Genomic DNA, 25557 nt, shown 5'->3' on the forward strand with positions numbered 1-25557 from the left:
TGGCGCTGGGCACTTTACTCGATCAACGGCACTTTCGCCGCGCGTTTGTAAGGGCCGTACTCCACCGGCACCCACTGGAAATGCTTGCCCTCGGCGGCGATGTGGCCGATGCCCGGGAACGGCAGATGCGCTGCCGTCACCCAGGTCTTGCTCGCTGCCGCAGCACTGAACACTGCCTGCCGACTGGCGATCGCTTGCTGACTGTTGACGTCGAAACCGATCGAGACTTCCGGGTGCAAGAACTGCACCGCGAGGTTGTGCACCAGATCGCCCATGAACACGATGCTCTGCTGCTGCGACGTGAAGCGGTAAGTGGTGCTGCCCGGGGTGTGCCCGGCTTCGAGGGTTGCTTCGACCAGTCCCGGCAATGGCGACTGCCCGGCGGCAAACGTCTTGAAGCGGCCAGCGGCAACGTAGGGCGCCGTCGAATCCTGGGCAATTTTGAAAAACTCTTTGGCTCCCGCCGGAGCTTTGGCCAGTGCTGCCGGATCGAGCCAGTAGTCGGCCTCGGCTTTGGCTGCAAACACGGTGGCGTTGGCGAACACCGGTTTCTTTTCGGCATCGACCAGACCGCAGACGTGATCGAGGTGCAGGTGGGTCAGCAAAATTGTGTCGACCTGCTCAGGCTTGTAACCGGCGGCCTGCATGTTGGCCGAGAGTTGGCCTGCGGTGGCGCCGATGCACTGTCCTGCGCCCGTGTCGACCAAAATCAGTTGTTTGCCAGTGTTGACCAGAAAGGCATTGAACGCCGTCTGCACGCCCGGGGTTTCAATCGAACGCCGTGCGAGCAGCGCGCGAATCTGACTCTGGCTCATGCCCTGCAACAACTTCGGCGACAGATCGTTGTAACCGTCGAACAACGCGGTGACTTCGTAATCGCCCACCGCCAAGCGGAAATAACCCGGCGCCTGAGTGCCCACCTGCGGTGCCTGCGCCATCGCGCCGGACATTGCCAGCATGACCGCCACAGTCGTTGCTGCTTTCATCATGCCTTTCATTGCATTCCCCCTGAACCTGGCCAACGGCGGCCGCGCTTTGTCGACATCGTCGCGCAAAGCGCCGGGCGCTGACTTGCAAGGATGTGCTGAGTTCCAGCCTTTGCGATGAAATTAACAACGATTAACTCGTCAGCCTCACGCCCTCACCCAACAATGAAGCCCTCTGCGCAGCGTTGCTTTTTTGACCTGAGGGAATGCGCCGACCGTGTATTCCCCACCGACACGGACCTTGGCCATGGCTTATCTACAGCAAACCGTCGCCCTCGCCCCTGCTTGCGAACCGCGGAAAAACGCGACTGGCGGACTCAGTCCACAGCGCGAACGCCAGATCAAACAGTTGATCCTCGAGCGCTTGGGCGAAAGTCTCGAAGTGGCTGAGCTGGCCCGTGCCTGCTCACTGTCACGCAGTCACTTCTCACGTGCATTCAAATGCAGCACCGGCCTGTCGCCACAGGACTGGATTCGCGCCCAGCGTCTGGCCCGGGCCAAGTTGCTGATCCAGCACACCGACCTCAGCCTGACGCAGATCAGCCTGGAATGCGGCTTCTGCGATCAGGCGCACTTCTGCCACATGTTCACCCGCAGCGAGGGCATCAACCCTTTCGCCTGGCGCTGTCGAGTCATGGGCAAACTGAAAAACAACGCAGTGCAGCCTGCGCTGTTGTGACTGCTGCCGTTACGCCACCCGTTGCACTGATGCCAAAACCTGAGGATTATGCCCGGACACCCCGGATCAGACGGCCTGCGCATGCGCCAGGCACTGGTTCGCCCTGTCCGCCGCATTACCGCAGGAGCGCGCTGTTGAGTTTTTCCCCGAATCAGGCCATTGCCTTTGGCCCCTATCGGATTCATCCCGGGCAACGACTGCTGCTTGAGGGCCAACAGCCTTTGCGCCTGGGACGGCGGGCGATGGACATCCTCCTGATTTTGCTGGCCCATGCCGGCGAGGTGGTGAGCAAACAGCAATTGATGGCCGGGGTCTGGCCAGACAGCGTCGTCGAAGACATCAACCTGCGCGTGCACATGGCGGCCCTGCGCAAAGCGCTTGGCGACGGGCAGAACGGCCAGCGCTACATCGTCACCGTGGCGCAGCGCGGCTACAGTTTTGTCGCACCGATCGTGCTCGACAGCATTGAACAAAAACCGGCAATGCCCGTCGCCAGGCACAACCTCCCGCTGCGCCGTACGCGAATGATTGGGCGCCAGCCCGTGATCGATCACCTGATCGCGCAACTGCCGCGCCGACGCTGCATCACCCTGATCGGTCCCGGCGGCATCGGCAAGACCACCGTCGCCCTGCGCGTCGCCGAACAATTGATCGGCCAGTATCGCGACGGCATACGCCTGGTGGACTTGGCACCCATCGCCGATCCCGCGCTGATCGGCTCGCACCTGGCGACATTGCTCGATCTGTCCGCACCGGAAGGTGATGCGCAAGCGTGTCTTGTCGATGGCCTGCGTGATCGGCAAATGCTGCTGGTAATCGACAACTGCGAGCACCTGATCGATGCGGTCGCGGCGCTCAGCGAGCAGATTCTGCGGGGGGCGCCAAAGGTGCATATCCTCGCGACCAGCCGCGAGAGCCTACGCGCTGAGGGCGAATTCGTGCAGCGTCTGGAATCGCTCGAATGCCCGTCCTTGTTGACCCCGATGGATCCGGCCCAGGCGCTGGGCTTTGCTGCGCTGCAACTGTTTGTCGAGCGCGCGACCGCGGCGCGGGAAAGCTTTCAACTGAGTCGCGCCGAGCTACCGCAGGCGATCGAAATCTGCCAGCGTCTGGACGGCATCCCGCTGGCGCTGGAACTGGCCGCCGCGCAGGTCAGCGAATTGGGCATGGACGGATTGCTCAAGCAATTGCGCGAAGGATTGCCGCCATTATCGGCCGGACACCACAGCAGCGCCGAACGCCACCTGACCCTGCGCGCGACGATGGACTGGAGCTTCAACCTGCTCAACGCCTGCGAGCAAACCTGTCTGCGGCGACTGGGAATTTTCCGCGGCAGCTTCACCCTCGCCTCGGCGGCAGCGGTGGTCATCGGCCAACAGATCGACCCCGGCGCGGTGTTCACCGCTGTCACGCAACTGGTGGCCAAATCCCTGCTGAGCGTAGAAGTGGGTGACGAAGATGTTTTCTACCGGTTGCTCGACACCACGCGCCACTACGCACTGGAAAAACTCGAACAGGCTGACGAGCTCAGCGCAACCCGCCAACGCCACGCCGAGCGCTGCCTGACACTGATGCAGCAGGCGCAGGCGGATTGGGACAATACTCCGACTGTATTGTGGATGGAGCGCTATGCCAGGGGGCTGGAGGATTTGCGCGCGGCGCTGGACTGGAGCCTCGACGGGGCGGGACCAGATGAGCTGGGCGTGCAACTGGCAGCCGCGTCGGCACCGTTGTGGCAGGAGCTGTCGTTGCTGCGCGATTACAGCCGCTACGTGCGCCGGGCATTGAGTCTGCTGGAGGCTTCGCCAGCAGGCTCGCTCCTGCCGCCCTGCCCTCGCCTGCAAATCGCCTTGAAACTGGCGCTCGGCAGCGCCAGCTATCACACCTGGGGCGGCACGCCACAAACCATCCAGGCCTTCATCGACGCCTGCCGCTTAGCCGAAGAACACGGTGACGTGGCCGGGCAACTGCGTGCGATATCGGGGCATATGGCGGTCAATCTGAGTTGCGGGCATTACCGCATGGCGCTGGCGCAGAGTGAGCAATTTGATCGCATCGGCGTGCACGACGAGCCATTGCTGTCGCTGAGCACGCATCGCTTGCGCGTGCTGGCGTTGCATTATGCCGGCGACCAACCGCAGGCCCGCGTACATGCCGAGCAGGTGCTGCAACGCATGGCTCACAGCGGCCATCTCAATCGCTTCACCCATGGTTTCGGCGTGCAATACGACCAGAGTGTCGCCTCGCTGACGGTGTTGGCCCGAGTGCTGTGGCTGCAGGGTCTGCCCGAGCAAGCCTGGCGCGCGGCACGGCAGGCGCTGGACATCGCCGTGCAGATCAATCATGGCACTTCGATCTGCTACACCTTGGCGCTGGCCAGTTGTCTGATCGCCCATTACAACGGCGACGCCGCCAACGCCCGCGCGCTCCTGCAATTGTTGCTGGAGCAGTCGCAGAAGCATTCGGTGCTGCTGTTCAATAATTGGGGGCGGCAGTATGCGCAGGTGATCGATCCGGATAATGCCGCGCCCGTGTCAACGCAGAGCAGCGGTTTGATCAGGGAAGTGATGGTTACGCTGGATGAGCGCTTTGTCGATGATGCACTGGTGGAGCGCGCGCGCACCGGGGACGCGGGTTGGAGTGCAGCGGAGATATTGCGGGCACGGGCGGCGGCATTAGTGAAGGGTTCAGAGTGGCCCCTTCGCGAGCAGGCTCGCTCCCACAAGGGGGCGGTGTCGGGCGCAAATTCCGAGTTGTGCGCTGTTTCCTGTGGGAGCGAGCCTGCTCGCGAATCGGCCTGCTCAGACACCGCTGAAACCCGAGAAGCCGAACAAACCCTGCAACAAGCTCTGGTCATTGCCAGAAGCCAAGGCGCGTTGGCCTGGGAACTGCGCAGCGCCACGGACCTTGCTCAGTTATGGCAACGCCAGTCCCGCCATCGCGAAGCTTTGGATTTGCTCAGCCCCGTCTACCAGCGCTTCACCGAAGGCTACGCCACCCCGGACTTGCGCAAGGTCCGCCTGCTACTCGACAGCCTGCGCGAGCAGTGCCTGGCCTGATGCCTTGCGCGTGCGGCTGAGATAGCGCGCATGACGCTGTTGCAGTTCGAGCCTGTCGTCGCTGCGCTCAAAGCGATCCCGCGCATAGCGGCGCACGGTGTTGAGCATCCAATAGCGCGCCGTTGCCCGGTTGGGTTCTTGAATGAGCAACGACTTGCGCGCCAACCCTTCGATGATTGCGCTCAACCTGGATCCCGCCAGATCCACGCTGCTGATCACGCTCAGTGCCGCCTCCAGGGTAAACCCCGTGCTGAACACCGACAGCCGCAGCAGCACACGCTGTTCCATTTCCGTCAGGTACTGGAAGCTCCAATCGATCGCAGCGGCCATCGACTGATGGCGCGGCTCCGCGGTGCGCCGTCCTTGGCCAAGCAACTGCAGACCGTTTTCAACCTGGGCCTGTAAGCCGATCAAGCCCAGCGCGTCGATCTGCGCAGCGGCGAGCTCGATCGCCAGCGGCAAACCGTCCAGTTGGCGGCAGATTTCGCGCACACCTGGCAAATCCTGTTGACGCAAACTGAAGCCCTGTTGCCGCGCTCGCGCGCGATTGACGAACAACTGCACCGCCGGATAGCCCATGGCTTCCTCGACGGAGTTCAATGCCGAGCGCTTGGGAATCGCCAACAGCGGCACGTAATGGACGGTCTCGTGCGCGATGTTTAAGGCTTCACGGCCGGTGACCAGAATCGACAGGCGAGGCGCGGCATGCAACAGGGTCTCTACCAGAGCCGCGCAACTGTCGCGCTGGTGATCGCAGTTGTCCAGTACCAGCAAGGCGTGGCGGCCGGTCAGTGTGAAAAAGTCTGTGTTCAGGGTGTGCAACAGGCGCTCGATCAATGGAATGTCATCTTCGAGGCTGGCAAGGTCGACCCACCAGGCGCCATCACGAAAGTATTGCAGCAGCAATTCCGCCACGCGCAGTGCCACAGTGGTTTTGCCAACGCCCGGGGCACCGGTAATCGTCATCAAGCGGCATACCGGCATTTGTCGAACCAGACCACCGATCAAGGCGTCGCGCCCACTGACTGGCGTCAATCGTGCCGGAAGATTGTGCAGGGGCGTGAGCGCGGCGGCGGGCATGGGCAGCGCGTCATTTGGACTCTGCTCTACCGGGGCGACAAAACTGTAGCCACAGTGCGCCACGTGAATGATGTAACGCTGCCCGTTGCTGCCATCGCCCAGTGCGCGGCGCAACGCTGCGATGTGCACCCGCAGGTTGATTTCCTCGACGATCGACGTCGGCCACACTTGAGCAATCAACTGCTCTTTGCTGACCACCTCGCCCGCGTGTTCGAGCAGCACCTGCAGAATGTCCATGGCGCGCCCGCCCATGCGCAGCGGCTGTTCTCCTTCGAGAACCAAGCGTTGGCGCACATGGAAAGCGTACGGGCCAAAACGCAGCACCGAACCTTGGCTTGTGTCGTTGTGATTATTCATGCCAAACATCTTGGCACTGTTGCGTGACGATACAACCGCCACAACCAACGCAATACGGACATCCGGCTGCGGCAGACGGACAGAACCGCTCTAGCTGAACTGTTCTCGGTATTGCAAAGGCGTGAGACCGAGCTTTTCGGCGAACAACGAGCGCATGCGCCGAACACTGCCAAAGCCACTTTTATAAGCGATGGTCTTCAGCGGCAGATCGCTGGTTTCCAGGAGGTTTCGTGCGCAGTCGATACGGGCGTTCTGCAGAAACTCCATTGGAGTCATGTTGACGTCACGGGCGAACAGCCGAGCAAAGTGCCGTGCGCTCATATTCGCCAGTCCGGCCATGCGCTCGACGGTAAAGGCTTCGTCCAAGTGTTCAAGCACGTAATTCTGTACGCGGGTGATGGGCGTTTCTTGCGGTGAGACGGCCGCCATCAACGGGCTGAACTGCGCTTGCCCACCCTGACGCTTCATGACCACCAACAACACCTTGGCGACGTCCTGGGCGATTTTCTTGCCGTGATCCCTGGCCACCACCGCCAGCGCCAGATCGATGCCAGCGGTTACGCCACCGGAAGTGATGAGATTGCGATCCTCAACGTAGATCTGGTCGGTGGTCACCGTGGTTTTCGGGAAAGCCTTGATCAGGCGCTCGGTGTAGTTCCAGTGCGTGGTGACGCGATAACCATCAAGGAGGCAGGCATGGCCGAGGATGAATGCGCCGGTACAAATCGAACCGTAACGCTCCGCCCGCGGCACGGCTTTCTTCAGCCAGCCAAACAGCTCGGGAAATCTCTGGTTATAGGCGCCGGGGCCGCCGGGCACCAATAACAGGTCATAGCGCTCGGCCGCCTCGTCGATGTGCAGGTCAGCCTGGACCTGTACACCATTGGAAGCCCTCAGCAAGCCGCGCTCCGTGCCTAGAGTCGTCAGTTGGTAGTGCAAATCGGGTTTCAGATAACGGTTGGCGACTGAAAACACTTCCAGCGGCCCGGCCATGTCGAGCATCAGAAAGTCAGGGAACAGCACCATTGCCACGGTTTTCATGGGAGGCATCACACATGTTCAAGGATCAATACGCACGCTACAGCCGGGGCATTATGGCCAACTGAATCGTGATGGGCGTAACCGAATGCGTGAACCATAACGCAAAACTGTCAACCTGAGCCGGACAGTCTTTCAATTTCCACCTACTTATTGGCTTGTCGGGTAACCAGTAACCTTCTCCTCACTCGGACGAATTCACGTCCAGCCAGGAGATTTCATCATGCTGACTCTTCGCAAAGCCTCCGATCGCGGCCTCGCCAATCACGGCTGGTTGAAGTCGTTTCACACCTTCTCTTTCGCCAGCTACCGCAACCCGCGTGAACAGGGTTTTTCCGACCTGCTGGTGATCAACGATGACCGGGTCGCGGCCGGCAAAGGTTTTGGCCAGCACCCGCACCGTGACATGGAGATCTTTTCCTATGTGCTCGAAGGCGCGCTGGAACACAAGGACACCCTCGGCACTGGCTCGGTGATCCGTCCCGGCGACGTGCAATTGATGAGTGCCGGCAGCGGCGTGGCGCACAGTGAGTTCAACCACTCGGCCACCAAGCCCGTGCACTTTCTGCAAATCTGGATCGTGCCGGACGTCAGCGGCGCCAAACCGCGCTATCAACAGGAGCATTTCAGCGCGGAGAAAAAACGCGGTCGCCTGCAACTGATCATCTCGCCGGATGGCAGTAAAGGTTCTCTGAAAGTCCGCCAGGACGCGCGGGTCTATGCAGGATTATTCGACGGCAAGGAAAGTGCCACGCTGCAATTGCCGGCCAATCGTTACGCCTACGTGCACGTCGCGCGTGGCAGTGTCGAACTCAACGGCCAAGCCCTGCAGGAAGGCGACGGCGTGCGGGTTCGTGAAGAACAGCTGCTCACTTTGAGCAACGGTATCGATGCCGAAGTGTTGGTGTTCGATTTGCGCCCTCAGGAGTTGCCGGAAATGCCATGATCTGGCGCGATGCAGAACGGCCTTCCGATGAAGGCCGTTTTTTATTGTGGCGGCACTGTTGAGGGTTGTACGACCGGTTTGGGTGACGATACCTCTTTGCCAATCTGAATCGCTGCCAGCGTAGTTTGTATGGTGGTCAACACCGCCGCCTGATTGGCGAAATGTGCGCCAACCAGCAAGGAAGCCACGCCGAGAAAATGCACAGTGGTGGCCGCCCAGTAATTGGCCTTTACCGTTGATGCCTGCCTGATCGCTTCCCGCGATTCGTCGGCAATTTTCTGCACGCCCATCCACATCACGTCATAACGCTTGTCCCGCTCCTGCAGGGCCTTGTCCCGCTCTGCCTGAGCAGCCAGGAACCCGCGAATGTCGGCGCGCATTTCTGCCACGCGGCCGTCCATCCTCGTCTCGATGGTCTCTATCCTGGCATCGAATTCTTCGCGACTTATGCTGCTCATGGTTTGCCTGTCCCGCCCTGCATTCGATCTGTCCGTGACCGCATATTGATTCACTTCCCTGATTTTCAATTCGGCACCTTTCCATGGCTACGCGGCCTTCCCTGGCTCTTCCTTTCGATGCGTAACTGAGGTTCGCATCGAGCTGCAGTGACAATAGAACTCATCATTGCTTACGACAAGCCGGCCCATTCTGCCTCGGACGTAGGCTGTTTCGTCAGACCTTGTAGCCTCTGCAAAACCCTGCACCCATTATTGGTTTTCCAGCGCAAAAGCCTCAACGATCTGCTCGATGACCGCCCGTACCCGCGCGGTGTGACGCAGGTCGGCGTGGGTGACCAGCCAGACTTCATACGGCAGCGGCCGGGTGCGCTCCGGCCAGAGCCTGACCAGGCCGTCGCGTTCGCCCATGTACACCGGAATTTCCCCTACACCCAGGCCGGCGGCAAGTGAGCGACGCACCAACAGGCTTGAACTGAGCGTCGCCACGATGCGCCCTCTGTTCAACGGTTCGGAGACCAGGGTCAAATCCTTTTTGCTCTGCAAATACGGCTGATAGACCACCAGATCATGGCCCTCGAATGCACTGCCGGGCTGCGGTTCGCCGTTGCGATCAACATAGGCCCGCGCTGCGAAAAGTCCTACAGGCCAGCGGGCGATTCGCCGGGCGATGAGATCCGGGTTATCCGGCCGAGTATTGCGCACCGCGATATCGGCTTCACGCTTGGCCAGACTGAGGATTTGCGTCGACGCATCCAGCTGGATCTGCACATCCGGATGCTGATCATGCAGGCGCGCCATCGCCGGGATGATGAAGTCGATGGCCAGCGAGTCGGTGGTGCTGACGCGTACGTTACCGGTCAGACGATCATCCAGCCCATGGATGTGCCGCTCCAGTTCCAGCGCCGAATGCTCCATTTTTTCCACGCTTCTGAGCGCCGCTTCACCGACTGCAGTCAGCGCGTAGCCATCAGAGGTGCGCAGGAACAGCGTCGCGCTCAAAGACTTCTCCAGCGCGGCGACACGCCGTCCGACCGTGGCCTGGTCCACGCCCAGAACCCGCGCAGCCCCACGCAATGTCGACTCGCGACAGACCGCCAGAAACACTCGGGCATCATCCCAATTCATGCTGATCCTCGTCGAAGCATTTTTGCATCAGTGTGCCGCTTAATCGCTGCGTATGCGCAGCAACGATAGCCGATAAGCTGAGCGCCATACACCTCTTGTGAGATCGCGATCATGCGTACTGCAAACTCTACCGGCATCTGGCTGCCGATCTTCGCCGGACTTTGCGCCAGTCTGGTCAGCATTGGTCTGGCGCGTTTCGCTTACACGCCATTGATCCCTTCGCTGATTCAGGCGCACTGGTTTTCGGCCAATGATGTCGTCTATCTCGGCGCGGCCAATCTGGTCGGCTATTTGATCGGCGCCCTGCTCGGTCGGCCCATGGCCCATCGACTGGGTAACCGTAACGCCTTGCGGCTGATGATGCTGGCAGTCACGGCGGCATTTTTTGCCTGCGCTTATCCGCTGTCGGTGAGCTGGTTTTTCGGCTGGCGTTTGCTGTCAGGTGTTGCTGGCGGCGCGATCATGGTGCTGGTTGCGGCAACCGTGCTGCCACATGTTCCTGCGTCACGAAGAGGCTTGGCCAGTGGCGCAATCTTCCTTGGCATCGGCCTCGGAATCGCCGGCTCCGGCACCATCGTGCCGCCGCTGCTGAGCCTCGGCTTGCAGGCAACGTGGCTGGGACTGGGCGCGCTGGCGTTGCTGCTGACCGCGGTGAGCTGGTTCGGCTGGCCTGCGGATACCACGCATGCCGTGGCTGCGCACGCAACGTCGGCTGATGAGCCAACACCGTCGGGCGTTTACCTGTTATTCGCTCAATACGCGTTCATGGCTGCCGGGCTGGTACCTGCCATGGTGTTTCTGGTGGATTATGTGGCTCGCGGCTTGGGGGCCGGCGCGCATATCGGCGCAATGGTCTGGGTCATGTATGGCCTGGGGGCGATTGTCGGGCCGGTGACTTACGGCTTCCTGGCCGACCAGCTTGGCGCCCGCACCGGTATTCGACTGGTGTTGGTAGTGCAAGCCGTTGCCCTCGGTTTGCTGGCCGTCCTTCATTCGTTTCTGGCGCTGGCGTTACTGGCGGTGATTCTCGGCTCGTTCCCGCCGGGCATCGTGCCGCTGGCCCTGGCCCGCGTGCATGAACTGGTGCCGTCGCATCACCGCCAACAGATCGCCTGGAGCCGTGCCACTGTGTCATTCGCAACCTTTCAGGCGCTGGCCGGGTTTGCCTATTCGGCATTGTTCAATGCCTCGGGCGGCCAGTACACGCTGCTGTTTGTGATCGCCGCTGGCGCGATCGTCGTTGCCCTGCTGCTGGAGCAAGCCATGTGCTGGCTGCCCTCTACAACTGAACCCCGTTGCGCGGCGAACTGAAGGGAATCATTGCGCGCTGCCAGCGTTCCCATCTACACGACCTTTTTCACAGGAATCGACAATGTCACTGCCCAACGAAATGACCCGTATTGAAATCACCGAACCCGGCGGCCCTGAAGTATTGCAAGCCAGGCGCGTGCCTCTGCCAAGCGTTGCCGAAAGCCAAGTGCTTATCCGCGTTCACGCTGCCGGCATCAATCGTCCGGATGCCTTGCAGCGCGCCGGCAAATATCCGATGAAACCCGGGATGGACCCGATTCCCGGCCTGGAAGTGGCTGGCGAAGTGGTTGCACTGGGTCCCGGAGTTACGCGGTTCGCTGTGGGCGATCGTGTTTGCGCACTGACCAATGGCGGCGGATACGCCGAGTATTGCGCGGTACCAGCCGGCCAGACTTTGCCTGTGCCGGATGGAGTCGATTGGGTCCAGGCCGCCGCGATTCCGGAAACGTTTTTCACCGTCTGGGCCAACCTGTTTGGCCTCGGCGGTGCCAAGGCCGGCCAGCGCGTGCTGATTCACGGCGGCACCAGCGGTATCGGCACCACCGCGCTGATGCTCTGCCGTGAATTCGGTATCGAAGCGTTCGCCACCGCCGGCAGTCCTGAAAAATGCGCCGCAATCAGTAAACTTGGCGGGCAGCCGATCAACTATCGGGAAGAAGATTTTGCCAAGGTCATTGCCGAGAAGACCGCAAATCAAGGCGTGAACGTGATTCTCGACATCATGGGCGGCTCGTACCTCAACGGAAATATCAGCGCACTGGCAATGGATGGGCGACTGGTGATGCTCGGCTTCCTCGGCGGCGCCCGCGCCAACGATGTGGATTTGTTGGCGATCCTCGGCAAACGCGCGGTGGTCACCGGTTCGCTGCTACGCGCGCGCACCGCTGCGGAGAAAGCCGCCATCGCCGATCAACTGCATGAACACGTTTGGCCTGCTCTCAGCGCCGGGCGCTGCCTACCGATCATCGACAAGGTTTACCCGATGGCTGACGCGGCTCAGGCCCACGCCCGCATGGAGGGCGGCGATCATATCGGCAAGATCGTCCTGCAAGTCGCGTGAGCGATTGCAGCATCTTGTAATCGTTGCACATGCACGGTGGTCGAAAATAATCACGCGCAGACCGAGGCATCTGGTAAAAAGCGTTCTTTGTCTGCGCCGTGGTGAAACGATTAATGTTCCTGTCCTTGCTGACTCGTCTGCGACGCCGCCGCTTGGCATTCGCCATGATGGCCGCGCTGATCATTGGCGTGCCGACGAGTTGTGCGGTGCTGGAACACACCGAGCGCAAACTGCTGTTTCGTATCGAACCGGGCACCGCCGGCTGGTATCGCGGTCTGCCCGGCAGCGTTCAGGAACTCGATCTGCAACCGAAGAGTTTCAAGGCCGGGCAGAACATCCATGCCTGGTGGTGGCCGGCGGAACGTGCCAATGCCCCGGCAATCCTTTACTTGCATGGCGTGCGCTGGAACCTCACCGGGCAACTGTTTCGCATCGAACAACTGCGCGCGGCGGGTTATTCGGTGCTGGCTATCGATTATCGCGGGTTTGGCCAGAGCAAGGGCGATCTGCCGTCGGAGAGCAGCGTTTATGAAGATGCCCGCGTGGCTTGGCAGCATTTTCAACTGCTGCAACCGGACCCGAACAAACGCCTGATCTACGGTCATTCTCTCGGTGGCGCGGTGGCGATTGATCTGGCAGCTGAACTTGGGCAGAACGCGGCCCGCAACCACACACCGCTACCGGTACGCGGTCTGGTCATTGAATCAACCTTCACTTCCTTGGCCGATGTCGCCGCCGCCGTGGCGAACACCTCGCTCCCGGTGCGCTGGTTGCTGTCGCAGAAATTCGATTCCATCGACAAGATCGCCGATATTCATATGCCGCTTTTGGTGGTGCACGGCCTGGCTGATGCCTTCGTGCCGCCGCGCTTCAGCGAGCAGCTGTTCAATGCCGCTGAGCAGCCCAAGCGTCTGCTGCTGGTGCCCGGAGCAACGCACAACAACAGCATGGCGCTGGGCGGTCAGGGTTATCGCAAGGCCCTGGATGCGCTGATGCAGACCAGACCGTTGCCGAGGGTTGCCGGGCCGACGGTGGCCAAAGGCTCGCGCGACTCTTGATCAGCGCACTGGCATACTGGCGCCCCTTGCGACACCGCAAAAAGGACTGAGTGTGTTAACCCGCCCCAATGCCCAATGGATTTACTACCCGATTTGCTGGCTTGCTGTTCTCTCACTGCTGCTGCACATCGCTTTCTATGACTGGAATCTCCTCACCCCAATCGACGTCGGTGGTACCTTCATGGGGGGAATGGGCGGCCAGCTGTTCGCCAGTGGCTGGGTCGCCGCCACTGTAGCTTTGTTATTGGCCATGCTGGTGCGCATACCAGGCGCGATTCATGCCTGCATACTCGCCGGCCTTATGCCGTTGGCCATCGGCGTCTGGTGGCAAATCAACTATCCCGACGACGCGGAACAGCGCATCTACAGCATCAGCCCTCACGAGATCGGCAGTGCGATGCTGATCGGTGCGGTGTTATTCGGGCTCGGCCTGTTTTTGCGTTCCAGGCTTAACAAGCAAAACAAAGGCGCGCCTACACTTTGGGCAATGATCGGCAGATCAGCCACGGCGATTCTCATATCGACAGTATTTATTGGCGTGCCCATTTATGTCGCCAGGCAGATGTCACTGCCGCATTGTGCGTTCACCAAAGACGGCCAGCAGTTGACCATATGTTTGAGTGACGACGACAACGAACGCGTGATCGTCGACTGAATATTTCGCCACCGTTCAAAAAACACAAAAAAGACCAACCAGTCAGGTTGGGCTTCTTGGCTTATCGCCGTGCCAACTCGTGGCGTACGCACTGTTCGTAATAGGTCTGCTTGACCGCTGCCGGTTTGAGTTTCGAACTGCTGTTATAGGTCTGCTCGGTAATTCCCATCGCGGTCATACGCATCCAGGGTTGCTGGAACCGGCGAACCTGCAATTGCTTGCGCGCGCCATACAGCGAGACTCCGGACAGCTTGGATTGCTGCGCACCGGCAGCAATGTCCGAGCCCCAGGCGCAGGCAAAGCGATGGCCCTTGCTTAACTCTTTTGCCTGCACTCCCGAAGCGATCAAAGCCAGGGAAAGCGTCGCAACGGTGATGACAATCGTCCGCATATAGCCAACCTAACCTTTTGAAAAAAGGCGATTTTGCCGGGGCGAAATGTCTATGGGGGCCAGCAATTTGCCTGCTGTCAGGATTTTTTTCATCAGGGTGAAATTCGCCGTTCGTCCAGTACCGCGCACCTTCGCCAGACAGGCCTATCCAACGCTGTACCTTCCACCTCGCAGAAGGCCCACGTGATGAACAAGAAAATTTTCGCCTTGTCGTTTTTCAGCCTGTGCCTGATCGGCCCAATTCACGTTTCGGCAGCCGAATCCACGGCGGGCGCCGCCACCCCCGCCACCGCCCTGCCCGGCGTCAATCATGCAGAAAGCTCTCGCGATCATGATGAGAAGGCGAACAAGAAAGGCGAAGAGTCGTCAGGCGCCAACGCTGGCTCCCAGCCGCATGAGACAGAAAAGGATGCCGCGACGTCGAGCGATTCCAACGACCTGGATAAAAAACCGGCTCAGTAAGAGTGGATTCGCTTTTGGTAACGAAAATCCGACACCGAAACTAGCGCAACACCGGGTGATATCAATATGATGCGCGCACTGGCCGCCATAGAGGGCGACCAGAGGAAAATACATCCAAGGAATGCAAATGAAAGATTTCGTCATCGGCGTCAACAACATCGTTCTCTACATCGCACTGGCGGTCATCCTGATCGTTTCCCTCTTCATGATGAGCCAGAGCTTTCTCTCGGGTCTCGGTATGTTCGTAGGCGGCACCCTGGGCTGGTGCATCGTCTCCGGCTTCTGGTTCGTGCAATCGGCGACCTATGAAGAACTGCGCAAGTTGAACTCGAAAACCAACTGATCTGCGCCGAGTATTCGTTAAAGAGAAAAGGCCAATGTCATCGACATTGGCCTTTTTTTAGCGGCGAAGAGACTGGCTGGTCATTGTTTGGTGCACTGAGCGCCCAGTCCCATGCCCATGGAACCCAGGGCTACCATCGGACCGCTCGGCAGTTCGCAGGTATATTCGCCACTTTCGGTTTGAGCGGTGTAGAACGTTGTATTGAAGTCGCTGCGAATGTTGGAAACCTTGATCACGGGTTTGCCGATGGTGGTCTGTGCGCGATTCTTGAGATCACTCTCCCCCGGCTTTACGGTCTGGCATCCCGTGACCGCGAGGACCAGTGTTGCGATTAAAGCGAGAACCGGAATAGTCCTTGATGAATTCATTGCAGATCGACCTTTTTGATTTTGTACCGGAAAATTTGACAGTCAGCTGCCAAGCGAAAGGACTTTAAGGTCGAGCCGGAACAGGGGCAATTAGGTCGGATGTGCTAATGGCTCAAGGCTAGCGGCGCTCTCAGTGAAGTTTTGCGACTGCCTTCGGGATCGCAGGTCGCTGCTAATGAGTTTGTAAAACTGCTATACGCAAGCGATCACTGCCCTCCTCCTGGCAATCGATACGGACGGGCAAAAACATCTGTATGACTTCAATGTTGCTGCGCAAATGATCAGTCATGCGCGGCGTGGTGAACGATCCACCGCCGGCCAGTGCCATCGGCAACAGCAACTGATCGGCCAAGTGCTCAGCGACCGCAGCATCACTGCGCAGCCAGTCAGCAGCCTGATTGATCGCGGCATCCGCTACTTTCTCAGCGCGTAACGACACTTGGCCAAATGCGCTGAACACTTCAGTGACGTGCTCGAAAACGTACTCAAGCAATAACACATTGCCCGGGCCGCGTGCCGGATCAAGCGTCACTTGGTGCAGCGCGTCCGCTGGCCAGTTCAACCGCTTGGCCACTTGGCTCAGTTCTCGCTGAGCGACGGTAGGCGCAAGTCCGGCAGTCAGCGCCAGAGCCTGCCGTGAAATCGCCTCGCCGCGCTCACACACATCCAGTCGCGTCAGGCGCGACGGCTGCACCGTCACGGCAATCTCGCCACCGCCAGCCGGTACGAAACCATGACGCAGCAACTCCAGCTCGACATTGCCGCCCATGCGCCGCAGCAGCGGTAGCCAACTGCGCGAGAGGAAATCCGTCGGCGGTGCCAGCGGATTGTGCGTGCCACCGGAGATCGTCACCCGACTGGTTTGAGGCGCCTGCAACAGGGCTGGCAACAGCGTCTGTAGCACCAGCGTGCAACTGCCCGCCGTGCCAATAGCGAACTGAAAGTTGCCTCCGTGAATCTCGCCCGGTTCGAAGCTCAGGGCTTGCGACCCTAGATGCGCACCAGATATCTCTGCACCACAAACCTCGGCCGCCGCCATCACGGCTGTCAGATGTTGACGCAGCAATCCCGGACGGCTGCGTCTGGCGCGGATCTGTTTAATACGAAACGCCCGGCCTGTCACCATCGACAGGCTCAGCGCACTGCGCAACACCTGACCGCCACCAATGGCGCCGTCCAGTTCAATTATTTCTTTCATTGCCAATCCTTATGCATACAGCCCAACGATATCCCTGAGGTACCGATACTGCCGTCACGAATCTTGCTGAGTTCTGAGTAATGTCGGGACTTTGCGGTCCAGCTCAGCCGCGATGAAACGGTGCAGTGCCGGACGACGGAGGTTCCAAATGCCCTATCCAGCACGGCAGTCGTTATCCTTTAACGCACACCACCTGACGCAGGGTATGCAGCACTTCCACCAGCTCGCGCTGGGCGTGCATGACTTTGTCGATGTCCTTGTAGGCCATCGGAATCTCGTCGATCACCGCTTCGTCCTTGCGGCATTCCACGTGGGCGGTGGCGCGAATCTGATCGGCGACGGTGAAGGTATTCTTGGCCTTCGTGCGGCTCATGGTGCGCCCGGCGCCATGACTGCAGGAACTGAATGATTCTTCGTTGCCCAGACCGCGCACAATGAAACTCTTCGCCCCCATCGAGCCCGGAATAATCCCCAGCTCGCCCTTCTTCGCTGACACCGCGCCTTTGCGGGTAATCAGCACGTCTTGGCCAAAATGCCGCTCCTTCTGCACGTAGTTGTGATGGCAGTTGACCGCTTCCAGCGCGACCTCGAAAGGCTTGCGGATGATCTGCCTCGTGGCCTGAATCACCGCGCGCATCATCAGTTCACGGTTCTGTCTGGCAAAATCCTGCGCCCAGCCCACCGCCTCCACGTAGTCATCAAAATGTCGGCTGCCTTCTTCGAAGTAGGCCAGGTCACGGTCTGGCAGGTTGGCGATGTGCTGACGCATATCGGCTTGGGCCATCTGGATGAACAGGTTGCCGATGGCGTTGCCGACACCCCGCGAGCCACTGTGCAACATGAACCAGACCCGATTGGCTTCATCGAGGCACACTTCAATGAAGTGGTTGCCGCTGCCAAGCGTCCCCAAATGCCCACGGTTGTTGATGTTGGCCAGTTTCGGATACTTGTCGGTGATCAGTTTGAAACGCGGCTGCAACCCCGCCCAGGCCTGATCGGCTTGCTGAGGAATCTCATCCCACGCGCCTTTGTCTCGCCGCGAACGAGTCGAACTGCGGCCGTGCGGCACCGCTTGCTCGATGGCGCTGCGCAGTCCATGCAGGTTGTCCGGCAGATCCGCGGCTGTCAGCGATGTACGCGCAGCGATCATGCCGCAACCGATGTCGACACCCACTGCCGCCGGAATGATCGCGCCGACCGTTGGAATCACGCTGCCAATTGTCGAGCCCTTGCCCAAGTGCACATCGGGCATGACCGCCAGATGCTTGAAGATGAACGGCATTTTTGCCGTGTTCATCAACTGTGCGCGGGCTTCGTTTTCAACCGGAACGCCTTCGGTCCAGAGTTTGATGGGTTTGCCATTGGCGACTTCGAGAAGCTGATAGGTTTGGTCCTTCATATCTTGGTGTCCATGTTCGTTTCCATCAGCACTGCAGCCGCTGTGCCAGCTTTGGATGCGGCTATGGTTGTTTATGCTATCTTTTTGATTTTAATAGCTTTTATATCTGATGCGACGAGTCTCGATAATCCATGGAAGACAAATCCAACCACCAAAATTATCATTGCATATCGTCATTTATCTTATGAGATAAGCATGCCCAACAAACGCACGGTCGCCATCGGATTTATCGGAGCCACCCTGGATCGCGTCGGCAAAGGTGCCAGCCGTTGGAATTATTGGCGACCAAGCGTAGGCCTGTGCCAACAAACAGACCTCCCTATCCACCGGCTTGAATTGATTCACGGCCTCGACGCGCGCGACGTCAGCCTCGCCGAGCGTGTCCGAGCGGACATCCAGCAGATTTCTCCGAGCACCGAAGTGCGCCTGCATCCAATGTCGCTGCGCAACCCTTGGGATTTCGAGGAGGTGTACGGCGCCCTGCACGACTTCACCACTGCGTACAATTTTGACACCGAGCACGAGGATTACCTCGTCCACATCACCACCGGCACCCACGTCGCACAGATCTGCTGGTTCCTGCTCACCGAGGCGCGCTATCTGCCGGCCCGACTGATCCAGACCTCCCCTGCCAAGCGCAAGAGCGAGAACGAGCCCGCCTGCGGCACTCATGCGCTGATCGATCTCGATCTGTCGCGCTATGATCGGATTGCTTCACGCTTCGCCAGCAAACGTCTCGAAGGCCTGGAATTTCTCAAGTCCGGCATTGCCACGCGCAACCCGGCCTTCAACCGCTCCATTGAACAGATCGAGCGCGTTGCGCTGCGCTCCAAAGCCCCCATGCTGCTGATCGGCCCGACCGGCGCCGGCAAATCCTTCCTGGCTCGACGCATCTACGAACTCAAACGTAACCGTCATCAAATGCAGGGACGCTTTGTCGAAGTCAACTGCGCCACTTTGCGTGGCGACGGCGCGATGTCGGCCTTGTTCGGCCACGTCAAAGGCGCTTTCACCGGCGCGCAGAACTCACGCGATGGCCTGCTGCGCGCCGCCGATGGCGGGATGTTGTTTCTCGATGAAATCGGCGAGCTCGGCGCAGACGAACAAGCGATGCTGTTAAAGGCAATCGAAGAGAAACGCTTCTTCCCGCTGGGCTCGGACAGGGAGATCGAGAGCGATTTTTTGATCATCGCCGGCACCCACCGCGACCTGCGCAGCCGGGTCGCCGAAGGCCTTTTTCGCGAGGACCTGTACGCACGGATCAACCTCTGGACATTCGACCTGCCCGGCCTCGCGGGCCGCCGCGAGGATATCGAGCCAAACATCGACTTCGAACTGGAACGCCATGCTCGCGAACAGGGTGAGCGGGTGCGTTTCAATCTCGAGGCACGCCGACGCTACCTGGCTTTTGCCAGCTCACGCGAAGCAGCCTGGCTGGGCAACTTTCGCGAACTGTCCGCATCGATTACGCGGATGGCGACTTTGGCCGACAGCGGCCGCATCGATGAAGCGCAGGTAGATGATGAGATCGATCGATTGCGGTATGCGTGGAGCTTGGCGCAACCCTCTGCAGCTGATTTGCCGGGAGATGGAGAGAGCATGGACTTGTTCGACCGCTTGCAGTTGAAGGCTGTCATTGAGGTGTGCCAGCAGGCGGACAGCCTGTCCGACGCCGGCCGACAGCTGTTCGGTGTTTCCCGGCAGGCCAAGGCGCAACCCAATGATGCAGATCGTTTGAGAAAGTACTTGGGGCGGTTCGGACTTGAATGGGGCGAGGTAGCGAGCACAAAGTAAGGCGGCATTCATGCTCACACCCCGTCAATGAATACCGTAGAAAAAATGAATTAGCCGCCTGATCCCTCGGTCAAGAATTATGAACGCAGTAAATCTGACGAGGTGACAGCAATGACTATCCAGGCAGAGACACTCGTACAACTGACCGAAGCGCTTCAAGAGCGCGGAATGAAGATGGTTTCAGATGTTCATTTCACTCGCGCGCCGTACCGATACAACCACCGTTGGATCTGCATCGTCGAGTAAACATGCTTGTTGCCGGCGCCTGGATCAATCATTCAGGCGCCGGCGCCGCTCGGCTTCGCCCTTGGAACCCAGATGACCGTCTCCATATACATCCCGGCTACGTTGATAGCGGATTCGGTGGCAATAAAAAACCCGGCGCGATGGCCGGGTCTCGTACACGATATGAATTCAATGCGTCTATTTCGCGCCGCCGTTGTCGCGACCCGTTTGCGCATCTTGATCAGAGCCAGGGTTGCCGGGTGGCGGATTCCAGTCCTCTGGTCGTTCGTCGGTACCTTGCTTGGGCTCAGAGTCAGCTTGCTCAAGTCCGGAATCATGACCCTCGCCAGAGCCAGGGGTTTGCTCGCCTGGTCCCGGATATGGCGCTTCAGGGCCGTTGTTGTCGTCGATCATCATTCTCTCCCGTCAGTGGCGCAGGGGCTGCGCTTAATAAGTGAGAGGAGCTCGGAGCACGAGGAGTGCTGTTTGCTCGACGAGCGGACATTTTCATTAACTCAAACGCTTGAGGGTGCTAGCCGCAGCCGTGATCGAAGTAGCCCCGCAAATCTCACACACATGAAAAAGGCCAATGCTGTGAACATTGGCCTAAGTCATTGAAAAATATGGTCGGGACGGAGTGATTCGAACACTCGACCCCTAGCACCCCATGCTAGTGCGCTACCGGACTGCGCTACGCCCCGACTGATGTTGCATCTCGTTCTTCACCTCGAAGAACGCTCAAGAATATATCGCAAGCTTTTGAAAACTGGAAGTATTCAAACGCTGCTTTTTATTTCTTGAGCACCACCAGGACATCTTCCAATTCGGCAATCATCTGCCGAATCATCTGTTTGTACTGGGTGGTATCGTCTTTGGCTTCGTCGCCGGACAGACGCAGACGTGCGCCGCCGATGGTGAAACCCTGATCGTAAAGGAGCGCACGGATCTGCCGGATCATCAGCACGTCCTGGCGCTGATAATACCGGCGGTTCCCGCGGCGTTTGACGGGGTTGAGCTGAGGAAACTCCTGCTCCCAATAGCGCAGCACGTGTGGCTTTACGGCACACAGCTCGCTGACTTCACCAATGGTGAAGTAGCGTTTGCCCGGGATGACGGGTAGCTCGTCGTTATGACTTGGTTCCAGCATAAGCCTCAACTCGGGCCTTCAACTTCTGCCCTGGACGAAAGGTGACCACACGGCGAGCCGTGATCGGGATTTCTTCCCCCGTTTTCGGGTTGCGGCCAGGCCGCTGGCGTTTGTCCCGAAGGTCGAAATTGCCGAAACCGGACAATTTGACCTGCTCGTTGTCTTCAAGAGCGTGCCTGATTTCCTCGAAAAACAGTTCTACCAATTCCTTGGCTTCCCGCTTGTTCAGGCCCAGCTCTTCATACAGACGTTCCGCCATCTCAGCTTTCGTCAAAGCCCCCATACGTCACTTCCTTAACGTGGCGTTCAACCTTTGTTCGAGCGAGGTGAGGATATTTTGCGTCGTCGAATTCACCTCATCGTCATTAAGAGTGCGCGATGGATGCTGCCAGGTCAAGCCAACTGCAAGGCTTTTTCTATCAGGATCAATACCTTTACCCTGATACACGTCAAACAGCCTGAGCTCTGTGAGCCATTCGCCTGCATTTTCACGGATTACGTCCAGTACAGCCGAGGCCGCGACATCTTTGTGCGCGATCAGTGCAAGGTCACGACGCACTTCAGGAAAGCGCGACAACTCGTGGAATTTCGGCATTTTACCGAGCGCCACTTCCGCCAGAACCAGCTCGAAGACGAACACCGGACGATCCAGCCCCAAAGCCTTCGACAATTCTGGGTGGATCGCACCAATGAAGCCTACTTCGCGACCTTCACGCTCGATGCGCGCGGTCTGACCCGGATGCAGCGCCGGGTGTTTGCTCGGAGCAAAGGTGAACGAATCCAAGGCACCAGCAAAACCCAATACCGCTTCCACGTCAGCCTTGACGTCGAAGAAGTCGACGGTGTCGCGACCCTGCGCCCAGCCTTCCGGCAAGCGGCTACCGCAGACAACCCCGGACAGCATCGGCTCTTGCTTCAAGCCTTCAAGCTGACCAACGAAGCGCAGGCCGCTCTCGAACAGACGCACGCGATCCTGCTGACGATTGAGGTTGTGCTGCAGCGCTTTGACCAGACCTGGCCACAGCGACGAGCGCATGGCTGCCATATCATTGGAGATCGGGTTGGCCAGCAACAGCGGCTCGACGCCTGGATTGAACAGTTCGAACTGACGCGGATCGATGAAGCTGTAAGTGATCGCTTCCTGATAACCACGAGCAACCAGCAAACGGCGCAACTCAGGCAGATCGCTACGCGCTTCGGCCTTGGCTTGTGGCGCCAGACGCGCTTGCGGGTAGCGAACCGGCAGACGGTTGTAACCGTACAGACGAGCCAGCTCTTCGATCAGGTCGACTTCCAGACTGATATCGAAGCGATGGCTTGGCACTTCAACGCGCCATTGACCTTCGCCGTCAGCGGTAATGCTCAGGCCCAAGGCACTGAGCAGACGCTCGACCTGTGCCGAATCCATCTCCATGCCGAGCATCTGCGCGATGCGCTGAGCACGCAAAGTGATCGGTGCAATCGATGGCAGGTGTTGCTCGCTGACGGTCTCGATGATCGGGCCAGCTTCGCCACCAGTGATTTCCAGCAGCAGGCCAGTGGCGCGCTCCATGGCTTCACGGGCCAGCTGGAAGTCAACGCCACGCTCGTAGCGATGCGAAGCGTCGGTGTGCAAGCCGTAGGAACGTGCCTTGCCGGCAACAGCAATCTGATCAAAGAACGCAGATTCCAGGAATACATCGCGCGTGGTCGCGGAAACACCGCTGTGCTCGCCACCCATGACGCCGGCGATCGCCAGTGCACGAGTGTGGTCAGCGATGACCAGCGTATCGCTACGCAGGCTGACTTCCTGACCGTCGAGCAGAACCAGCTTCTCGCCCTCTTCAGCCATACGCACGCGAATACCGCCATTGATTTCGGCGAGATCGAAAGCGTGCAGCGGTTGGCCGAGCTCCAGCATCACATAGTTGGTAATGTCGACCGCAGCGTCGATGCTGCGCACATCGGCGCGACGCAGACGTTCAACCATCCATAGCGGCGTCGGCTTGGACAGGTCGACGTTACGGATGACCCGGCCCAGATAACGTGGGCAGGCGGCTGGCGCCAGCACTTCAACCGAACGCACTTCGTCGTGCACCGCTGCAACCGCAGCCACCACAGGACGAGTTACCGGCACGGCGTACAGCGCGCCGACTTCACGGGCCAGACCGGCCAGGGACAGGCAGTCGCCACGGTTCGGGGTCAGGTCGACCTCGATGCTGGCGTCTTCCAGATCCAGATACACGCGGAAATCTTCGCCCACCGGCGCATCGGCCGGCAGTTCCATCAGACCGTCGTTGCCTTCACCGACCTGCAATTCGGCTTGCGAGCACAGCATGCCGTTGGACTCGACGCCGCGCAGCTTGGCTTTCTTGATCTTGAAGTCGCCCGGCAGTTCTGCGCCGATCATGGCGAAAGGAATCTTCAGGCCCGGGCGCACGTTTGGCGCTCCGCACACGACCTGGAAGGTTTCCGCGCCATTGCTGACCTGGCACACGCGCAACTTGTCGGCGTCCGGATGCTGCTCGGTGCTCAGCACCTCACCCACAACCACGCCGCTGAATACACCGGCGGCCGGCGTAACGCTATCGACCTCAAGACCGGCCATCGACAGACGGGCAACCAGCTCGTCGCGATCTACCTGCGGGCTAACCCAGCCACGCAGCCATTGTTCACTGAATTTCATCCTGCTCTCCTAAGAATTCGTTACGACTAGCGAAATTGCGCGAGGAACCGCAAGTCGTTGTCGAAGAACAGACGCAAGTCGTTCACGCCGTAACGGAGCATGGCCAGACGCTCGACGCCCATGCCGAAGGCAAAGCCGGAGAACTCTTCCGGATCGATGCCGGACATGCGCAGCACGTTCGGGTGAACCATGCCGCAGCCCATCACTTCCAGCCAGCCAGTCTGCTTGCAGACGCGGCAGCCTTTACCGCTGCACATCACGCATTCCATGTCGACTTCGGCGGATGGCTCGGTGAACGGGAAGTACGAAGGACGGAAACGCACGGCCAGTTCTTTCTCGAAGAACACCCGCAGGAATTCTTCGATGGTGCCTTTGAGATCGGCAAAATTGATATCGCGATCGACCAGCAGGCCTTCGACCTGGTGGAACATCGGCGAATGGGTGATATCGGAGTCGCTGCGATAGACGCGGCCCGGGCAGACGATGCGGATCGGCGGCTGCTTGGATTCCATGGTGCGGACCTGTACCGGGGAGGTATGGGTGCGCAGCAACATGTTGGCATTGAAATAGAAGGTGTCATGCATCGACCGGGCCGGGTGATGGCCTGGGATGTTGAGCGCTTCAAAGTTGTGGTAGTCGTCTTCGACCTCAGGGCCTTCGGCGATGCCGTAGCCAATGCGGGTGAAGAACTGCTCGACGCGCTCCAGAGTCCGGGTGACCGGATGCAGACCGCCAGAGGTCTGGCCACGGCCCGGCAACGTCACGTCGATGGATTCGGCAGACAGTTTGGCAGCCAGTTCGGCTTCTTCAAACAATGCCATGCGCGCATTGAGAACGCCTGTAACACGTTCCTTGGCAACGTTGATCAGCGCGCCGACTTGCGGACGCTCTTCTGCCGGCAGATTCCCCAGGGTCTTCATCACCTGAGTCAATTCGCCCTTCTTGCCAAGGTATTGAACCCGGATTTGCTCCAGGGCATTGATATCTTCAGCGCTTTGCACAGCCTCTAGTGCTTGAGAGACCAGCGCATCCAGGTTTTCCATGTACAGACTCCAGATACAAAATAGGGGAAGAGCTTGAAGGCTCTTCCCCTATTTATGACGTTTAACACCTGGCCCCACAGAGGTGAGGCCGGGTGACTGTCGGGGGTACTTAAGCCAAGGTGGCTTTAGCTTTCTCGACAATCGCAGCAAACGCCGCTTTTTCGTTCACTGCCAGATCAGCCAGAACCTTACGGTCGATCTCGATGGACGCTTTTTTCAGGCCAGCGATGAAACGGCTGTAGGACAGACCGTTAACACGAGCACCAGCGTTGATACGAGCGATCCACAGAGCGCGGAACTGACGTTTTTTCTGACGACGGTCACGGTAGGCGTACTGGCCTGCCTTGATTACCGCTTGCTTGGCAACACGGAATACGCGGGAGCGTGCGCCGTAGTAGCCTTTAGCAAGTTTCAGAATTTTTTTGTGACGCTTACGGGCAATGACGCCACGCTTTACACGAGCCATGAGTTACTTCCTCTATTCTTGACTAAATTAACGAAGGCGCAGCATGCGCTCGACTTTTGCCACGTCAGACGGATGCAGCAAGCTGCTACCGCGCAGTTGACGCTTACGCTTGGTCGACATTTTAGTCAGGATGTGGCTCTTGAAAGCGTGCTTGTGCTTGATGCCGTTAGCAGTTTTCAGAAACCGCTTGGCAGCACCACTTTTGGTTTTCATTTTTGGCATGTTCGGATACTCCGCATTCAGT

Annotated in this window: 25 protein-coding genes and 1 tRNA gene; 10 read left to right on the forward strand and 16 right to left on the reverse strand. The window is 59.2% G+C overall.

Annotated elements, in window-relative coordinates:
* Window positions 1–14 precede the first annotated feature (14 nt).
* Window positions 15–986: an MBL fold metallo-hydrolase gene (locus tag ND528_RS01815; protein ID WP_408005023.1), complete on the reverse strand. Its 972-nt coding sequence runs from the start codon at window positions 984–986 to the stop codon at window positions 15–17.
* Between the two features lie 247 nt (window positions 987–1233).
* Between ND528_RS01815 and ND528_RS01820 the strand changes: the two genes are divergently transcribed.
* Together ND528_RS01820 and ND528_RS01825 are read left to right on the forward strand one after the other, a co-directional pair.
* A complete protein-coding gene (locus ND528_RS01820; RefSeq protein WP_130909566.1) occupies window positions 1234–1665 on the forward strand; it encodes a helix-turn-helix domain-containing protein in 432 nt (143 codons plus the stop codon).
* A 134-nt stretch (window positions 1666–1799) separates the two neighbouring features.
* Window positions 1800–4724, forward strand: a complete 2925-nt coding sequence (locus ND528_RS01825; protein WP_263469455.1) for an ATP-binding protein — start codon at window positions 1800–1802, stop codon at window positions 4722–4724.
* Here ND528_RS01825 and ND528_RS01830 read toward each other — a convergent pair.
* Entirely contained in the window at window positions 4689–6161 is a 1473-nt protein-coding gene (locus ND528_RS01830; protein ID WP_263469456.1) for an ATP-binding protein, read from the reverse strand. The genes ND528_RS01825 and ND528_RS01830 overlap by 36 nt on opposite strands.
* Window positions 6162–6251: 90 nt before the next feature.
* Window positions 6252–7202, reverse strand: a complete 951-nt coding sequence (locus ND528_RS01835; protein ID WP_263469802.1) for a GlxA family transcriptional regulator — start codon at window positions 7200–7202, stop codon at window positions 6252–6254.
* Between the two features lie 220 nt (window positions 7203–7422).
* Here ND528_RS01835 and ND528_RS01840 point away from each other — a divergent pair, with 220 nt between their 5' ends.
* Entirely contained in the window at window positions 7423–8145 is a 723-nt protein-coding gene (locus ND528_RS01840) for a pirin family protein (protein ID WP_263469457.1), read from the forward strand.
* 41 nt (window positions 8146–8186) lie between these two features.
* Here ND528_RS01840 and ND528_RS01845 read toward each other — a convergent pair whose 3' ends face one another.
* Both ND528_RS01845 and ND528_RS01850 read right to left on the reverse strand, forming a co-directional pair.
* Entirely contained in the window at window positions 8187–8672 is a 486-nt protein-coding gene (locus ND528_RS01845; protein ID WP_223630241.1) for a hypothetical protein, read from the reverse strand.
* 180 nt (window positions 8673–8852) lie between these two features.
* The gene (locus tag ND528_RS01850) at window positions 8853–9728 is read right to left on the reverse strand and encodes a LysR family transcriptional regulator (RefSeq protein ID WP_263469458.1); all 876 of its coding nucleotides are present in this window, start codon (window positions 9726–9728) and stop codon (window positions 8853–8855) included.
* Window positions 9729–9839: 111 nt separating this feature from the next.
* Between ND528_RS01850 and ND528_RS01855 the strand changes: the two genes are divergently transcribed.
* From ND528_RS01855 to ND528_RS01870, 4 genes are all read left to right on the forward strand, one after another.
* Complete coding sequence (locus ND528_RS01855; protein ID WP_263469459.1) at window positions 9840–11039, forward strand: MFS transporter; 1200 nt, start codon at window positions 9840–9842, stop codon at window positions 11037–11039.
* Window positions 11040–11100: 61 nt separating this feature from the next.
* Window positions 11101–12099, forward strand: a complete 999-nt coding sequence (locus ND528_RS01860; RefSeq protein ID WP_263469460.1) for an NAD(P)H-quinone oxidoreductase — start codon at window positions 11101–11103, stop codon at window positions 12097–12099.
* Between the two features lie 113 nt (window positions 12100–12212).
* Window positions 12213–13157 carry an alpha/beta hydrolase gene (locus ND528_RS01865; RefSeq protein ID WP_263469461.1) on the forward strand — a complete coding sequence of 315 codons (945 nt, stop codon included), beginning with the start codon at window positions 12213–12215 and terminating at the stop codon, window positions 13155–13157.
* Window positions 13158–13209: 52 nt separating this feature from the next.
* A complete protein-coding gene (locus ND528_RS01870; RefSeq protein WP_241669541.1) occupies window positions 13210–13812 on the forward strand; it encodes a hypothetical protein in 603 nt (200 codons plus the stop codon).
* Between the two features lie 61 nt (window positions 13813–13873).
* Here ND528_RS01870 and ND528_RS01875 read toward each other — a convergent pair whose 3' ends face one another.
* Window positions 13874–14203, reverse strand: a complete 330-nt coding sequence (locus ND528_RS01875; RefSeq protein ID WP_130911100.1) for a hypothetical protein — start codon at window positions 14201–14203, stop codon at window positions 13874–13876.
* A gap of 186 nt (window positions 14204–14389) precedes the next feature.
* Between ND528_RS01875 and ND528_RS01880 the strand changes: the two genes are divergently transcribed.
* A complete protein-coding gene (locus tag ND528_RS01880) occupies window positions 14390–14665 on the forward strand; it encodes a hypothetical protein (RefSeq protein WP_130911099.1) in 276 nt (91 codons plus the stop codon).
* Window positions 14666–14792: 127 nt separating this feature from the next.
* Entirely contained in the window at window positions 14793–15008 is a 216-nt protein-coding gene (locus tag ND528_RS01885) for a hypothetical protein (RefSeq protein WP_016774063.1), read from the forward strand.
* An 80-nt stretch (window positions 15009–15088) separates the two neighbouring features.
* Here the strand turns inward: ND528_RS01885 and ND528_RS01890 are convergent, their stop codons facing one another.
* From ND528_RS01890 to ND528_RS01905, 3 genes are all read right to left on the reverse strand, one after another.
* A complete protein-coding gene (locus tag ND528_RS01890) occupies window positions 15089–15376 on the reverse strand; it encodes a hypothetical protein (RefSeq protein WP_130902651.1) in 288 nt (95 codons plus the stop codon).
* A 172-nt stretch (window positions 15377–15548) separates the two neighbouring features.
* Entirely contained in the window at window positions 15549–16574 is a 1026-nt protein-coding gene (rtcA, locus tag ND528_RS01895) for an RNA 3'-terminal phosphate cyclase (protein ID WP_263469462.1), read from the reverse strand.
* A gap of 172 nt (window positions 16575–16746) precedes the next feature.
* On the reverse strand, window positions 16747–17973 hold the full coding sequence (locus ND528_RS01905; RefSeq protein WP_263469463.1) for an RtcB family protein: 1227 nt from the start codon (window positions 17971–17973) through the stop codon (window positions 16747–16749).
* A gap of 195 nt (window positions 17974–18168) precedes the next feature.
* Between ND528_RS01905 and rtcR the strand changes: the two genes are divergently transcribed.
* Entirely contained in the window at window positions 18169–19767 is a 1599-nt protein-coding gene (gene rtcR / locus ND528_RS01910) for an RNA repair transcriptional activator RtcR (protein WP_263469464.1), read from the forward strand.
* 849 nt (window positions 19768–20616) lie between these two features.
* Here the strand turns inward: rtcR and ND528_RS01915 are convergent.
* From ND528_RS01915 to rpmI, 7 genes are all read right to left on the reverse strand, one after another.
* A tRNA-Pro gene (locus ND528_RS01915) sits at window positions 20617–20693 on the reverse strand.
* Between the two features lie 89 nt (window positions 20694–20782).
* On the reverse strand, window positions 20783–21139 hold the full coding sequence (locus ND528_RS01920) for a MerR family transcriptional regulator (protein ID WP_003179985.1): 357 nt from the start codon (window positions 21137–21139) through the stop codon (window positions 20783–20785).
* Entirely contained in the window at window positions 21120–21422 is a 303-nt protein-coding gene (gene ihfA, locus ND528_RS01925; protein WP_002553164.1) for an integration host factor subunit alpha, read from the reverse strand. The genes ND528_RS01920 and ihfA overlap by 20 nt, the downstream gene beginning before the upstream one ends.
* A gap of 3 nt (window positions 21423–21425) precedes the next feature.
* Window positions 21426–23804, reverse strand: a complete 2379-nt coding sequence (gene pheT / locus ND528_RS01930; RefSeq protein ID WP_263469552.1) for a phenylalanine--tRNA ligase subunit beta — start codon at window positions 23802–23804, stop codon at window positions 21426–21428.
* Window positions 23805–23830: 26 nt separating this feature from the next.
* Complete coding sequence (gene pheS, locus ND528_RS01935; RefSeq protein ID WP_003226365.1) at window positions 23831–24847, reverse strand: phenylalanine--tRNA ligase subunit alpha; 1017 nt, start codon at window positions 24845–24847, stop codon at window positions 23831–23833.
* Window positions 24848–24956: 109 nt separating this feature from the next.
* Window positions 24957–25313 carry a 50S ribosomal protein L20 gene (gene rplT, locus ND528_RS01940; protein ID WP_002553161.1) on the reverse strand — a complete coding sequence of 119 codons (357 nt, stop codon included), beginning with the start codon at window positions 25311–25313 and terminating at the stop codon, window positions 24957–24959.
* Between the two features lie 27 nt (window positions 25314–25340).
* Window positions 25341–25535, reverse strand: coding sequence for a 50S ribosomal protein L35 (gene rpmI, locus ND528_RS01945; RefSeq protein ID WP_002553160.1), 195 nt, complete (start codon window positions 25533–25535; stop codon window positions 25341–25343).
* Window positions 25536–25557: the final 22 nt, after the last annotated feature.

Origin of the sequence: Pseudomonas mercuritolerans (genome assembly GCF_025706525.1) — a bacterium.
Classification (GTDB): Bacteria; Pseudomonadota; Gammaproteobacteria; order Pseudomonadales; family Pseudomonadaceae; genus Aquipseudomonas; species Aquipseudomonas mercuritolerans.